General features: G+C 44.9%; 11 protein-coding genes. 7 read left to right on the top strand and 4 right to left on the bottom strand.

The window, feature by feature from the left end; genetic code table 11:
• The first annotated feature begins 132 nt into the window (after positions 1 to 132).
• The 6 genes from DYD21_RS12110 to DYD21_RS12085 all read left to right on the top strand — a co-directional run bounded on the left by DYD21_RS12110 (position 133) and on the right by DYD21_RS12085 (position 11313).
• A complete protein-coding gene (locus DYD21_RS12110) occupies positions 133 to 2109 on the top strand; it encodes a T9SS type A sorting domain-containing protein (protein WP_116037050.1) in 1977 nt (658 codons plus the stop codon).
• A gap of 377 nt (positions 2110 to 2486) precedes the next feature.
• Positions 2487 to 3566 (top strand): hypothetical protein, encoded by a 1080-nt coding sequence (locus tag DYD21_RS12105; RefSeq protein WP_147303573.1) that lies wholly within the window; start codon positions 2487 to 2489, stop codon positions 3564 to 3566.
• 27 nt (positions 3567 to 3593) lie between these two features.
• Complete coding sequence (locus DYD21_RS12100) at positions 3594 to 4730, top strand: 6-bladed beta-propeller (RefSeq protein ID WP_116037045.1); 1137 nt, start codon at positions 3594 to 3596, stop codon at positions 4728 to 4730.
• Positions 4731 to 5036: 306 nt separating this feature from the next.
• Positions 5037 to 6251 carry a 6-bladed beta-propeller gene (locus tag DYD21_RS12095; protein WP_116037042.1) on the top strand — a complete coding sequence of 405 codons (1215 nt, stop codon included), beginning with the start codon at positions 5037 to 5039 and terminating at the stop codon, positions 6249 to 6251.
• A gap of 131 nt (positions 6252 to 6382) precedes the next feature.
• Positions 6383 to 7903 (top strand): MFS transporter, encoded by a 1521-nt coding sequence (locus DYD21_RS12090; RefSeq protein ID WP_116037040.1) that lies wholly within the window; start codon positions 6383 to 6385, stop codon positions 7901 to 7903.
• A 389-nt stretch (positions 7904 to 8292) separates the two neighbouring features.
• Entirely contained in the window at positions 8293 to 11313 is a 3021-nt protein-coding gene (locus tag DYD21_RS12085; RefSeq protein ID WP_116037037.1) for a two-component regulator propeller domain-containing protein, read from the top strand.
• A gap of 19 nt (positions 11314 to 11332) precedes the next feature.
• On the opposite strand, the gene DYD21_RS12080 is transcribed toward DYD21_RS12085, so the two are convergent.
• From DYD21_RS12080 to hisF, 4 genes are all read right to left on the bottom strand, one after another.
• Complete coding sequence (locus DYD21_RS12080) at positions 11333 to 11791, bottom strand: DUF4112 domain-containing protein (RefSeq protein WP_116037035.1); 459 nt, start codon at positions 11789 to 11791, stop codon at positions 11333 to 11335.
• 3 nt (positions 11792 to 11794) lie between these two features.
• Complete coding sequence (locus DYD21_RS12075) at positions 11795 to 12013, bottom strand: hypothetical protein (protein ID WP_116037032.1); 219 nt, start codon at positions 12011 to 12013, stop codon at positions 11795 to 11797.
• A 75-nt stretch (positions 12014 to 12088) separates the two neighbouring features.
• A complete protein-coding gene (gene hisE, locus DYD21_RS12070; RefSeq protein ID WP_116037030.1) occupies positions 12089 to 12388 on the bottom strand; it encodes a phosphoribosyl-ATP diphosphatase in 300 nt (99 codons plus the stop codon).
• Between the two features lie 7 nt (positions 12389 to 12395).
• Positions 12396 to 13169: an imidazole glycerol phosphate synthase subunit HisF gene (gene hisF / locus DYD21_RS12065; RefSeq protein ID WP_116037027.1), complete on the bottom strand. Its 774-nt coding sequence runs from the start codon at positions 13167 to 13169 to the stop codon at positions 12396 to 12398.
• Between the two features lie 529 nt (positions 13170 to 13698).
• Between hisF and DYD21_RS12060 the strand changes: the two genes are divergently transcribed.
• Positions 13699 to 14958: a serpin family protein gene (locus DYD21_RS12060; protein ID WP_116037024.1), complete on the top strand. Its 1260-nt coding sequence runs from the start codon at positions 13699 to 13701 to the stop codon at positions 14956 to 14958.
• Positions 14959 to 15079: the final 121 nt, after the last annotated feature.

Genomic DNA, 15079 nt, shown 5'->3' with positions numbered 1-15079 from the left:
TAATTACTTATCTGAATAATTCTTATTCAGGCAAGATTTTTTAATTCTTTTCTCAATTTTTTTGACACACATCTTTTTGTTTCCACGCTATTTAGGTCAGTTATTACCTCAATAAACCAACTATCATTTATAATGAAAATATCACTACAACTATTATCAACATTTTTCATACTTATACTTTCGGTGGCTTTCGCCTCGTCAACCGTCGCACAAGATGCGGAAAACGTTATCTTCTACATCGATGACAGTGGTGATGGCGCGGTGAAGTCCATTCGATCGTACCACCCTGATCTTGACTCTACAACTACCATCATAAATAATAGCGTCAGTTATAGACATGGGCATTACAACGCACTAAATGACAGCCTGGTATTAATCGAAAATCGCAGGGTTTTTAAAGCGAGCCGGGATTTTTCCTCGTTTGAAGAACTAAACTCCCTTTCAAATTCATTTCTGACCATCAAAACAGAATTTGATTCCGAAAATGGGGTGCTCTACTTCACTTCGAACGCCCAGGTTCAGGCGATGGATTTGGAAACAGAAACTATTTCTACCGAAATCATGGCAAATAATAATGTGTTTGGTCTTGCCATGGATGCCGCGGGTACCATGTTCTGGGCTGAATCAGATGGTCTTGGAGAAACCGAACTGATGTCCAGGCCGGCTGAAAGTGAAGATTCCGACACGCTTTATGTTTACTCCAGTACAGGATTCGGAACATTTGAACACCTGATTTCAGATGCAGCCGGGGAAAATCTCTACTTTGTTGTAGATGAATCGTTTTCCCAAAAATTATACCATATTGATACGGAAACCGCTACGTTAACGGAACTCTTTTCAAGTTCGCAGACGATCTATCAAATTATCCTGGATGAAGATAACAATCGTCTGTTAATGCTGACCAGTGAAGACCGCTCTTCTATTTACGAACTGGATTTGGCTGCAGAATCCGGCACACCAGAAGCGGTTTACAGCGGCTCGGATCGCATATCAAACATGATCTTCGATGATCAACAAAATTCACTGATTCTTCGCTACAATTTTACCGTTAATGAATGGACGATTGGAGATGCGAATACTGTATTTTTAACCGTCCCATCATTTTTTGGAGGTGTATTTGCTGTGGATGCAGATGCAGGATGGATCTATTTTATTACAGAGGCTTCATCACACCAGGTTATGCGCTCCAATTTTACAGGGTCTGATATTTCAGTAGTCAAGGATCTCAGTGTATTCGGCACCTTGTTCAGGCGGATTGAGCTCGACCCGGTCACAAATGATCTCTACATGATCGATTCACGCCGTCTTTACAGAACGAACCTGAATGATGAAGAGGCAGAGGAAACCTTGATTTCCTTAGATGCTGGAAATTCCATCCGCGGACTTGAGCTGGACATAGAGGGCGAACGAATCTTTCTCTATATGGAAGGTGATGGAATCTACAAAACAGACCTGGATGGAGCGAACCTTGAGGCGGTTACTACCGAAGGGTTTTATACCGATAGCGGCATCGCCTATAATCCCGACCGCGATGAAGTATACTACAGTAACTCCACCCGGATATGGGCGGTGAACAGCGATGGATCCGACAGGGAAACCATCCAGGAATTTTTTACCGGTGTGGTCACCGATATTGAATACAACGCTGTGAGACAGCAAATCTTCTTTATAGATCGCAATGCCGCGGGAGATGATGCCCTGCGATACATGTCTGTAGATCCGGAAGATGATACCTATGAAATTCTGTTCACAGCTAAATCAATCACTGCATTCGCTGCAATACTCGGAGAGGATGACAACGTTGATACCTCGGTAGACAGAATAGAGGACGGTACTGAACGTCCAATGGCTACACAACTGCAACAGAATTATCCAAACCCATTCAATCCAACGACGGTTATCGGGTATGATGTTGCAGAACGGGCAACCGTTTCGATTGATGTGTATGACATGACCGGCCGGAAAGTAGCAACGCTGGTCAACAGTCAGCAGGCGCCCGGATCGTACCAGGTGAACTTTGACGGCAGTAATCTCGCCAGCGGTATGTACCTCTATCGCCTCACAGCTGGTCAGATTACTCAAACCAGAAAGCTGATGCTGGTAAAATAAACTGTCAGATAGCGAAAAATCTAAGCATAAAAAACCCGCAGATCTTTTAAAGAGTGCGGGTTTTTTGTTTTGCATCCAGACGTAAAAGTAAGGTTAAATTTCTCGTTGGTATTGTGTTGGGAGAGGTACGAAGGTGTTTAAGCCGTTCATTAGAACGGTAAGTGTGTCGTTTGAGCGGTGTTTTTATAGTTTGAAGATATTCCCGGTTGCATTCATTAACCTCATATAATAGATTCCGGGAAATCAAATAAATATTACTTCATCAAATAATGGCAAATGGCAGGAGGGTAGACAGGACGGGTATATGGAAGTCAGTTTTAAGTTTGGTTATTCTGGCTGTCCCATTTTTGGGGTGCGGCAACCAATCTGAAGACCTGTTGCCACCCGGTATCTCTGAATTGACAAATCTGGCTATCGTAGAAACTGATACGGAGCCGTTATACCACCTAAAGCTGGAACAGAATCTCTCGATAAATCAGCTTGACGAACCATATATCCAGCTATTGTATGCTATTATGACGGATGATGATGGCAACATCTACTGGCAGGATAACCAGGTTACAAAACTCCATCAATATTCGCCCGAAGGTGAGCACATTCGCTCTTTTGGGGGAGAGGGTCGCGGACCGGGTGAGTTTGAATATCTTGAAAGCAGCTCAATTTCAGGAGATGCGGTAATTATGCTGGACCTATTTTCACAGCTGGTTCACGTCTTCAACAGGCATACCGGTGATCTGATGCAGTCCGGTACTCTCGAAAGAGAAAATGAGATGGCAGTGTTTGCTCCAATTCATCAGGTACTGGCAGAAACAGACACCACATTTATCGGCATTCCTCAATATAGCACGCGCATTGAACAGGACAGTATCTCACTGCATCGATACACAATATCCGGCAGGTGGATGGACGATCGCCTGATCCGGTATCCAGCCGGGGATGCTCTTGAGAGTAGTTCGGGTGGTGTTTCGCGCAGGTCTCCCACCTCCTTCACTGCAAAATCAGAAATTGCGCTGCTCCCGGGCGGAGGTTTTGTACACTCCTACGCTGCCGAGCCCATTTTTTATATCTACGATATGAACGGAGACCTGAGGCAATCCATCTACCTTGAAACTGAGCCTGTAAAACTTACCGGGGAACACATCGACAGGTTAATAGAAAAATCTCACCCCATGATCGACCTTGCTTCTGCAGTTAGGGATGCAGACAGTGTACCCGATTTCTGGCCGTTTTGGAACGATTTTCTAACGGATGACAACGGACATTTATGGATCGAAATAAATATCAATCCGCCGGATGAACGGGAGTGGTGGGTGGTCTCTCAGGATGGTGATCTTCTTGCCAAAACGCAATTCAGCGACAAGGGAACCTTGTGGCTTGTAGGGAAAGATGATCTGTATTTTAACTACTATGAAGAGGGAATTTATGAGCTTAAACGCTATCGCTTGCGGATGGAATAACCGGAATCAATCCAAAATGGTATCATCATGAGTAAATCAGTGCTTTTTATCATCATTCTTTTGTTTTCTATTGGTCAGCCTGAACTTCAGGCTCAGAACCAGTCCCTCGCCTCAGAGCTCGATACGCTTTCGAACCTGACTGAAATTCAGTTTCCGAGTGAGGATCAGCCTACTGAAATCCGGATATCAAGCCCGGTTACATTTTCGGATGCTGACTTGCTGATCGGCCGGATTTCGGGGATAACATCAGACAGAAATGGCGGAGTTTATATTGCCGATGAAGATCAATCCACGATTCACCGGTTTGATAGCAGTGGAAATTATATCCGCTCAATTGGACGAGACGGGGAAGGTCCCGGAGAGTTTCGTTCCCTGGTTCAGATCAATACGGATGGCAATTTACTTTACGGCCTCGACCGAAACCTGAACCGGATCACAACATTTGACCCTGAAACCGGCGACCCTGTTGAAACTCTCACTTTAGGAAATACCGGCCAAAGTTTGCCAGAAACGTTCCATTTGCTGCCGGATGACGCATTTTTGATTACATTTGAGATGTATGCTGTTGGGCGTTCTGAAGAAATTCATTATAAAGCGGCAGGAATATTAGACAAATCAGGAAACTACAAACCTGCGGATCAGATCAGGTTGCCTGCACGCGAAAGTGTAATGGTCAACAGTGAGGGAGGCAATATCGGAATCATTGTGCCTACCTACAGCCGCAGAAGCAGAGTTTCTGTTTCAGGCAGCGGCTCTGTCTACACCAACTGGTCGGAGCATTTTTTGATTAAGCAGTACGATTCGGACGGCTCCTATACCGGGGCATATTATTCAGACCTGGAGGGAGAACCGCTTACGCGGAGCCAGCTTCGAAACCGGTATAGCAGCGCTTATATGGACGCACTTCGCGGAGAGACGCTTCCATCCGCCTGGCCGACAGTTCGATCATTTCTTGTTGATAATCGAAACAGAGTATGGGTCAATCTCTTTGGCGACGGGGCAGGGGAGAAGGAATGGCTCGTTTTTCAAGAAAACGGAGAAGTGGATGGAATGCTTACCCTGCCGGAAGAGAGCACCATTCATGAAGTTTGGGATGATTACCTATACCTGGTTGAGACAGACAGCGACGGATTCGAAATTGTGAAGCGGTATGAGATCGAATAGCTGAAAAAAGCCATATACTAACAAAGTAATTTAATTTTTGTTTTGCTGATTGTGATCATGTAGATTCCTGAAAACTTGAGTTCGATTAATAATCTATTTCATTTATTCAGTATCAAGTCTCCCCTAAAAAGGGGCTCATTTTTTGAACACGCAGCGATAGCGTAGTGAAATTTAGAGGGGTGTTCATCGTTTTTTACACAGATCCGATGGACATCCCCCTCGATCCCCCTTTTCTAAGGGGGACTTTTTTAACCCATAATTCAAGAATAGAACTCAGGTAGAAACCATTCATTTAAGACCACTACTATGAATCAGAAAAATACAAGTGAGTACATTCCGGGACTTCCTTTATTAATCTTGCTTTGTTTTATTGTATCTGCATGCTCAGGATCGCCGGAAATTGAGTTGCCGGAAGAGATTGTGTCGCTTGAAAATGTATCCCTGTTCGATTCAAATACCGAACCATCCGGTGAGCTCACCCTGACTCGTGATGCATCATTCGGCGATACCGATGATGTGTTTCTCGGAGGGTGGCTGATGACGCATGTAGACGACCGTGGCAGAGTCTATATCGCGGATAATAGCGAAACGATTCTCCACCTCTATAATGCTGACGGAACATATAATCGATCCATCGGTCGCGAAGGGGATGGGCCGGGCGAATATCGGAATATTACCTCTATTCAAACCGATGACGCTTACCTGCATCTATATGATAGAAATAGTACAAGAATCACGCGATATAATATCGATTCGTTTGATGTGGCAGGTGATGTATCAATTGATTTTGAAACAAACTTTGACAGCGAATTCTTCCGGTCGATCCATAGTGCTCAGATTTTTGATGATGAGTACTATCTCATGAATTTTGGAATGGGATTTTCTGCCGCCAGCCGGGATGCCGATCAGTCAGAGCGGCGAATCGAAGGAGAGCTGATGCATCGTGAGACCGGAAAATTTAATGGGCAACAGATCTACTCTTTTCCAGCAGGTGAGTCGCTGGTGGAGTTTCGTAATGATGGTAGCATGTCGGTTATGAGTGTACCCTACAAGCGATCTTCTGTTGTCAGGTTTAGCAATAATGGGTTTGTACACGGGCATGCAGAACATTTTTTATTCCGGTTTTTTGATATGGATGGAAATTATATCCGTTCTGTGTACTACGATTACGAAAATCCAGCTTTGGACAGGAACGAAGTTCTGGCACTGTATGACAATCACGATGTGCAGTGGCAAAATATGGTGCGCAACGATCGTATGCCGGAGACACGTCCTTCGTGGTCAGATTTCCATGTGGATGATGAGAGCCGGATCTGGGTGTTACGGAACACGGATGATAGGGATGCACCTGAATATCATATCTTATCCGAAAACGGGGATCTTTTGGCTATTCACCCTTGGGAGAGCGGAAACCTACTTCAGACTGTGAAAAACGGTTATCTATACTCGATGGAAGAAAATGAAGAGGGATTGAATGAAGTGGTGAAGTACCGGATTGAGATTTCAGGGGTTAGTTTTTAGTGATTAGTTTTTAGTTGCCTGACCATTAAACACTAACCACTCAAAACTAAAAACTAACTCACTATCATTTTCGCTCTCCTTTTAGTATCGTTGACTGATATTTAAACGAACGATAAGTTGGCACCGCCCGAATGCTTGATATCCAGAAACGTCTTTCCAATTCATTTTACGCCCTCCTTGCTCTTCCTTCTACTGCCATGGGGTTTGCCCTTTCAGTTCAGATTGCGGCGCTGAGCTGGCTCCTGACCTACCAGTACGGTCTCGAAATTACCGATATCGGACTGGTTTGGGCTACGGGACCAATTGCCGGAATTCTTGGTCAGGTTATTATTGGAATCATCAGCGACAACGTGTGGGTCTGGAACGGCCGCCGCCGGATTTTTATCGTGATCGGCGGCACGCTCGCTTCACTCATGCTGCTGGCTCTCCCAAATATCGGGGTGATACAGGCTGCGCTCGGTCTGGAAGCGATCCTTGGAATCGCGATTCTGATCTCCATGGTGCTGGACCTCTCTATCAACGTATCCTTTAATCCTACACGGTCTATCGTCGCAGATGTGACGCCGGAGGGACGGGAACGCACAAAAGGGTATACCTGGATGCAGACCGTCTCCGGTACATTCGGAGTGCTTTCCTACTTCATCGGGGCGGTGTTCGGCAACATTCCGCTGATCTATTTTGGTGTGATTCTGGTATTTCTCTTTTCGGTGATTCCGCCTCTTTTCATCAAAGAACCGAAATACCTGGGCCGGTATGGTGAAGATGAAAAAGAGATCGCCAAAGAAGCTGCTGACTCAGCCATTCCCGGCAGCGTAAACGATGCCTCACTTACCGAAATTCTGAAAGGGATTCGTCCGCTCTGGGGATTTTTGATGTATGGAATTTATGCCATTATCAAACGTCTGAGCGGGTTTGAAGTCCCGAATTACTATTTTGAGATTTTTGCATTGATTGTCACCATCTACCTGATTGGCGAGGCTCTTCTCAAATCTGAAGCTGGAAAATCAAAAGAGGAAGCGGGGAAGATCGGATTTCAGAAAGTTCTGGCTGCGCACTCCTTTAGCTGGATAGGAGTGCAGAGCATGTTTATCTACTTCTTTGCATTTGTGGATTTCCAGATGCCGGACCTTTCCAACGAAGAGGTGGGCACAGTCGTAAACTGGAGCTTTTTCTCGCTTAACCTGATAGCGGCAATCATCCCCGTTCTGGCTCTTGAACCGCTTGCCAACAAATTCGGCCGGGTGAAAACACACGCCACGGCACTCGGAATCATGGCGGTCGGTTACGCATCCATCATTTTTATGGGCGATTCTCCCTACACGCTCTATATCCTCATGATGATCGTTGGAATCGGCTGGGCGTCGATTATCAGTCTGCCGTTTGCAATTATGTCGCAAAAGATCGCTCAAAACCAGATGGGTCTCTATATGGGACTTTTCAATCTTTCTGTGGTACTTCCCCAGCTGGTATCCAGTTTCGCGATCGGGGATATTGTGAGCGTTGTGGAAAACAAGAATGTGCTCCTGGTTGTTTGTTCACTCACCGTGGCATTCTCCTCTGTTGCCTGGTTCCTGGTGAGAGAACCAGTAGATGAGATGACAGAAAACCCCGTTCTGCTGGATCAGGAGATCGAAGAAAAACGGGAAGATTGAAATCTTTTCTCGATAAATTATATCCATAATTCAGATCTGCAGGCATTTAAACTATACCCCCGGCTATACTGCACCTCTCTGTGCCGCAATCTTTTCGGTATTTCAGTGTGGTCAAAGTATTTGTAAAAGGTCTTTAACTATCCGGGTTGAAAACCGATAACTATAGATAAACCGAATGCATAGGAAAAATTGTGCAGTTAAGGTACTGCATGATCATCATAAATAAGTATACATCTGGAGATTTGGAGTGCCGGTGTATAGTGGAAACGTTACTAAAATTATTTAGTTGACGGACTATTTTATGCTGGATGTATCAGATTGTGGAGATATTAGTATCCCGCTACCCTTTTTGCATGTGTAGAATAGGTTATATGAACAGATAGTTGGACATGCCTCACAACAAACTGAAAATTATTGCCGGAATTTTGGCTGCCGTGATAGTAAACAGCATGGCGGGCAATGCGTTTGCGCAGGCGTTTGATTTCAGGTCGCTGACGGTAAGTGAGGGTTTGCCCCACGGTCAGATATCGGATATCATTCAGCGATCCGATGGATATATATGGATCGGGACAGCTGCATCCGGCGTGGCAAAATACGATGGTCAGAACTACACGGTCTTTGACGAATCAGACGGTCTGAAGAATGATATGATCTCCAAGCTGTTCGAAGATTCGTCCGGTAATTTGTGGGTTTCAACGTATGATGGCGGGGTATCAAGGTTAGAAGGTCATCGGTTCGTTCACCCGTTTGAGGATCACGAACTTGACTCGGTACATGTCCTCTCTATTTTCGAAGCCCCGGACAGGACACTCTGGTTCACAACGGTAGATCATGGTATTTTTTTGTATGACGGGGAGAACATCGAACAAATTACAGAAGAAGACGGCCTGATCCATAATACAGTATGGGATGTTTATTGGGATGAGGATGGCACCATCTGGATCGCTACGCATCATGGATTGTCACTGCTGCAGAACGGTTCCATCACCAATTATGATGCGGATTCTGGAATCAGCGGAGAGAAGATTTTCCGGATAGCAGATGTTGATGGGGAGAAGTGGATGGCCACAAATCGCGGCATCACTATTTTCAATGGAGAGGATATTCGAACGATCACAGAGATTAACGGCAGGGAGCTTGCGTACGTATATGATCTGATCCGGGCTTCTGACGGCAAAGTCTGGGTTGGGATGGAAAATAGCGGTATTTATTGGTATGAAGAGGGCGAATTCACTCACATTACGCGTGCCGAGGGCCTGGTGAGTAACTATATCTACCGGCTGTATGAAGACTCTGAACACAATGTGTGGATTGCAACAGATGAGCGGGGTATTAGTATCTTCCGGGGAGAGAAATTTCGGTTTTATACTACCGCAAATGGCCTGATGAACAACGAAATTCTGAGCCTCTACCGTGATGAGAATCTAACATGGATTGGTACATCTGCAGGAATTCAGACCTATAGTGGTAGTACGTTCACTACACTTTCAATTCCGCAAGAACTCTCAAATGACCAGTACATCTGGGACATCGTAAAAATGCCGGATGGCTCGATGCTCTTTTTAACGGATCACAGTACAATCTTTCGGTATGATGGCCAAAACTTTGAGAATTACTCAGAATATTTGGGGCTTTCGGGCTGGGCATTTGATCTTAAGGTGGATAGCGAAGGAATACTCTGGATCGGAACAGATGCAGGTTTATACAGGCTGATGGATGGCCAATTAGAGCATTTTGGCAGGGATGATGGCCTGCCGGGAATTGTTATCTATCACATATTTGAAAGCCGGGAGGGAGATATTTGGGTATCCACAAGCAGCGGTGCCGGCTGGTTTGATGGGGAGAAGTTCACATCTGTTGGTATTGAGGATGGGCTGGGGCACTATAATGTGAATTACATCACACAAGACAGCTATGGGGACTTCTGGATTGGGACAAGTGCCGGCGTAACCCACTACAGGCCGGCAGGCGCAGATTCAGAACCATTTGTTCGAAACTTTGGTAAGGCGGATGGAATGAGGCTTCCCGAAACCCTTTTTCTCTGGTTTGATAATAACGATCGCCTCTGGCAGGGAACAAATGGCGGAATTCACCATTTTGATGTGGCCCGGTACCGTCAGACCGATGAGATGCATATTGAGCATCACCGATTATCAACACACGGGATCGGTGTTGAAACCATGCATAAAACCGTACTGAGCGACTCTGCAGGTACAGCGTGGTTTGGGACGATGAATGGTATTTTAAGGGTAGATCCTGATATCGAACTTCATGACAACGGGCCACCCAAAGTGGTGTTTGATGATATTCTTCTAAATGGAAACAGCATTAAAATGTCTGATGAATATCGGTTTGAACCTGGCTCTATTCAGCAAAACCCAGACTCCGACGTAGTATTTCCGCATGGCAGCAATACACTCAGGTTTATGTTTACGGCGCTTGAGTATCTCTACCCGGAAAAGACTGAGTTCAGATATCGGCTGGAAGGGTTTGATGATGATTGGAACCGAACAACACAAAACCAGAGCTCTACCTATACTAATTTAAGGCCGGGCAATTACTCATACATTGTACAGGCAAAAAACGGAGGAAGTGAATGGAGCGATGATTTTCGGAGTTTCGATTTTGCGATCGCCAAGCCGTTTTGGTATTCCTATTGGTTCTGGAGTTTAATTCTGATCAGTTTCGCTCTTTTGATAACTGGATTTATCAGGATTCGAGTTAATTATCTGGAAAGAGATAAACTAAACCGGCTTGTGGATGAACAGACACGATCCATTCGGGAGGCGCTCGAGGAAAAGGAGGTACTCATCAAAGAGGTGCATCACAGGGTGAAAAACAACCTGGCTGTAATCTACAGCATGCTCGACCTGCAAACGAATTACCTGGAGGATGAAAAAACGCTCGCGGTTTTTGAGGATAGTAAACTCAGGGTAACATCCATCGCGCTGATTCACGAAAAACTTTATCAGAACGAAAGCCTGTCAAAAATTGAGGCGGGTGTATATATCCCGGAACTTGTAGATGTGATCATACGGTCTATGGAGGTTCGTCATCAGAATATCGATTGTAACGTGGATGTGGTTGACAATCTGCATCTTTCGCTCGATCAGGGAATTCCTTGCGGACTGATCATCAACGAGCTGGTGAGCAACGCGTATAAACATGCATTTTGCGAAACAAATAATGGGGAAATCCATGTTGGGTTATGTCGCAAAAATAATGAACTCATCCTGAAAATATCAGACAACGGAAAAGGGCTGCCGGAAAACTACAGTAATGGGAAAAGTGATTCTCTCGGCCTGATCCTGGTGAACACGCTGATCAAGCAACTAAAAGCAGAGCTGACCATCGACTCCGGTGAGCACGGTACAACGTTCGAAATTCGGTTTGAAAAGGACGGTGTTTAGTCAGTTTTAAGCAGTATATTTACATGAAATAATAGATCGCAGCAAGTAGTATAAGAATCAACAGGCTTACCCAAATAAACGTGAACCACGGGAATTTCCAGGGTGGTTCCTCTCCAATTTCTTTATAGATGTAATTTCGGAGAAGTGCCGTGTTCTTTGTATTTGCCTTATATACCGCATCAAATGCATCACCCAAAACCGGGATGAGTCCGCCAAAAAATTCGATGAGCATATTTTGGATAATCTTACGCTGAACTTTTCGGTCAGCACCAATTTTTCGGGCTTCATGGAGTACATAAAGGGAGAGGAGAAGTCCTGCAAAATCACCAATTCCGGGTATCAGGCCAATCAGCGGGCTTAGTCCAAACCTGAAATTTGTTAGCGGAACACGGATGTTACTGTCGGTCCAGTAACTGAACCGATCAAGCCGCTCAAGTGTGCGCCTGTGGTCGGAATCGGAAGGAGGAGAGTTTGGCAAAAGTCACTCACTTTTTTGGAAGATTTTCAGGCGGTCCATCGCGACGGCTGTTATCAAAAAGATAAGCAAAAAGAAGCTGAAATCTGCCAGGAGTACAATCCAGGTGTTTTCACTTACAGAGGCTGGAAATCCGGTTATATGTTCTGTGAACCGGGTGATCAGGATGGTTATTACAATCAGAGCAAAAATAAAAGTGAATGACTGATTGTGGATTTGAACCATCTGAATTTTCAGTTAATGAACTTGATTGAATGCCGGCCAGCAATTTATTCCGATCCGAAACATGGAATATCCCGCTTATTTTTTACTTCTGAGCATCATTTCCTGGATCACGCTGTCGAGCGGAATATCGCGTTCTACAAGCAGTACCAGCAGGTGATAGATCAAATCGGCCGATTCGTTAATGACCTCTGAGTCTTTTTTATTTTTAGATGCGATGATGGTTTCAATCGCTTCTTCGCCCAGTTTCTGGGCAATTTTATCAATTCCCTTTTTGAACAGTTTACTGGAGTAGGATCCTTTCGGTTTGTCTGCCTTTCGGGTGATCAGCAGTCGTTCCAGATCGTATATAAACTCAATTTCTTCCTTTGTAGCCATTGTGGATTTAATCCGTTAATTCTTTAAAAATTCGTACGTCAATGCCTTCCGCAGCCATAGCAGCTTTAAGGTCAGCAATTTCAATTTCTTTAAAATGAAAGATACTCGCTGCAAGTACTGCATCTGCATTCCCGATTTTAACGGCGTCACAGCAGTGCTGTATGGTGCCCGCTCCTCCGCTGGCAATGACCGGAATGGTGATGCGGCTGTTGACTTCTTTAAGAAGATCAAGGTCAAAACCCGATTTCGTTCCGTCACGGTCCATGCTGGTTAGCAATATTTCGCCGGCGCCGAGCTGCTCGGTTTTTTGAATCCATTCCAGGGCATCGAGCCCGGTCGCTTCAGAGCCGCCTTTCACAAAAACTTCCCAGTGGTTATTTACCCGTTTAGCATCCACAGCAGCAACAACAGCCTGGGAACCGAATGCATCGGAAGCGCGACGGATCAGGTCGGGATCGCGGACAATAGCACTGTTGAGCGATACTTTGTCAGCACCGGCTTTTAAGATTTCTTCAATTTCTTCCACCGTTTTGATGCCGCCGCCGACTGTAAACGGAATATTGATGTGATAGGCTATATCGGTCACTAATGCTACTAATGTCTTTCTTTTTTCCTTCGTAGCTGTAATATCCAGAAAAACCAGTTCATCAGCTCCCTCCGTGGTGTATCGCTGTGCGAGTTCCACCGGGTCGCCGGCATCCCGCAGGCCGACAAAGTTCACCCCTTTCACGGTGCGGCCGTTCTTAATATCGAGGCAGGGTATGATTCGTTTTGTGAGCATAATTAAGACCGTGAAGATAACAATTCCTGTAAATAGTAATAGTGAAATATGGACTCTTAACATCTTATAGTTTTACTGCATCGTATTATATAGGCATATAGAAATCACCAGAACCTATTTAGATCAGTTTTAAATCGCACATAAACAGAAACAAAAGGGATACAATCATGCTTTACAAACTTACTCATGATGAATAAATGTGGAGGTACTTATGGAAAAGCAAATAACCTGTCCTGAACGCGGCGCATCAGCTGTTGATCCATGTAAGTTGGAGTCAGAGAAAAAGGATGATTGCGTCCGGGAAGAGTAAAGTTCGAAATATATATCAATCGATTGATGAGCCGCGTGATACAGCGCGGCTCATTTAGTTTTTATGGATTTTTTGGCTGCCATCGTTTTTGGTTCAACAAGCATCAGAATTTTCATACGTTATTGAATAGGTATAGAAAAATTTCGCGTGTATGATGAGTAAAATGATGTGTTCGTCTGCAATGTTGCACCGATAAAACCAAGAAAAAAATTCAAGTTTATGTTACGATTTTTTTATTCCCTGATTGCCCTGGCGGGTTTGCTATTCTTTCTCTCCTGCGATAGTGACGTTACAGGTCCTGATAGTCCGGGTATCAATGGTGAACTTCCGAGAGATCTGACACAATCAGAACAGAAACTTATTCAGGCAGACAACCTCTTCAGCTACCGGGTTTTCAGAGAAACCCTGGCTTATGATGATGAAGATAACATCATGATCTCTCCTCTGAGTATTTCAATGGCCCTGGCAATGACACTAAACGGAGCTGAAGGAGAAACCTATGACGCTATGAGAGAAACACTACATCTTTCAGACATGGATCTGGAGGAGATTAACGAAGCGTTCGGTTCTCTGATCGAATTACTGGTTACCGTGGATCCCAGGGTTACCCTGCAGATTGCAAATTCTGTCTGGCACCGTGAAAACCTGCAGGTGAAAGAAGATTTTAGGGATCGTGTGGAAACCCATTTTGGCGCACAGATTGAAGGACTCGATTTCAGTGATCCGGCCACAGTTGAAAAAATGAACAGCTGGGTTAATGAAAACACCGAAGGGTTAATCCCGGAAATAATTGACGAGATTCCGTCTCACGTCGTTATGTATCTGATTAATGCACTTTACTTTAAAGGGGACTGGCTGCAACAATTTGATGCTGAGGATACCCGTCCGGCTGATTTTTACCTCGAATCAGGCGAAACGACTGAGGTGGATATGATGAGTCAAAAAGGACGGTTTGCCATTTTTCAATCCGGAGAAGTACAGTTGGTTGAGCTTCCATACGGGGACAGTCTGTTTACGATGACCGTGATGATGCCGGCTGATGAAGATATGCCCATTGATCAGTTTGTTCAGGAACAGGTGAATGCTGATAATCTGGCGGAATGGCGATCGAATCTGCATGTCAGTAACCGCGAGTCAACCGTGAGATTACCCAAATTTGAGATGGAATACGAAATAGAATACAACGAGATCCTCAAAGCGATGGGAATGGAAATTGCGTTTTCCCAATCAAACGCAAATTTTCAGGGTATTGCAGATACCGCTCCTCAGAATCTCTATATCGACAATGTGAAACACAAAACGTTTATAACTGTTGATGAAGAGGGAACCGAAGCAGCGGCAGTGACAAGTGTGGGCGTGGGTGTTACTTCTATGCCTCCACAGATCACCTTCAACCGGCCCTTTGTATTCATTATTCATGAAAGAGAAAGCGGAACGAATCTGTTTATGGGCAGGGTGAAGAATCCGGGGTTGGAATGATTTTCAGGGTACAGGGCTCAGGGCGCAAGGTACAGGGTGCAGAACGTTGACGATTGTCAACTTTCTGAAACTTAAATCTCAAATCATAAATTAGGCACCTAATATCGTGCGCCATGAACCT

The sequence above is a fragment of the Rhodohalobacter sp. SW132 genome (assembly GCF_003390325.1).
GTDB lineage: Bacteria > Bacteroidota > Rhodothermia > Balneolales > Balneolaceae > SW132.
The sequence above is the reverse complement of the archived record's forward strand: the minus strand, read 5'-3'. Positions and strand labels throughout refer to the sequence as shown.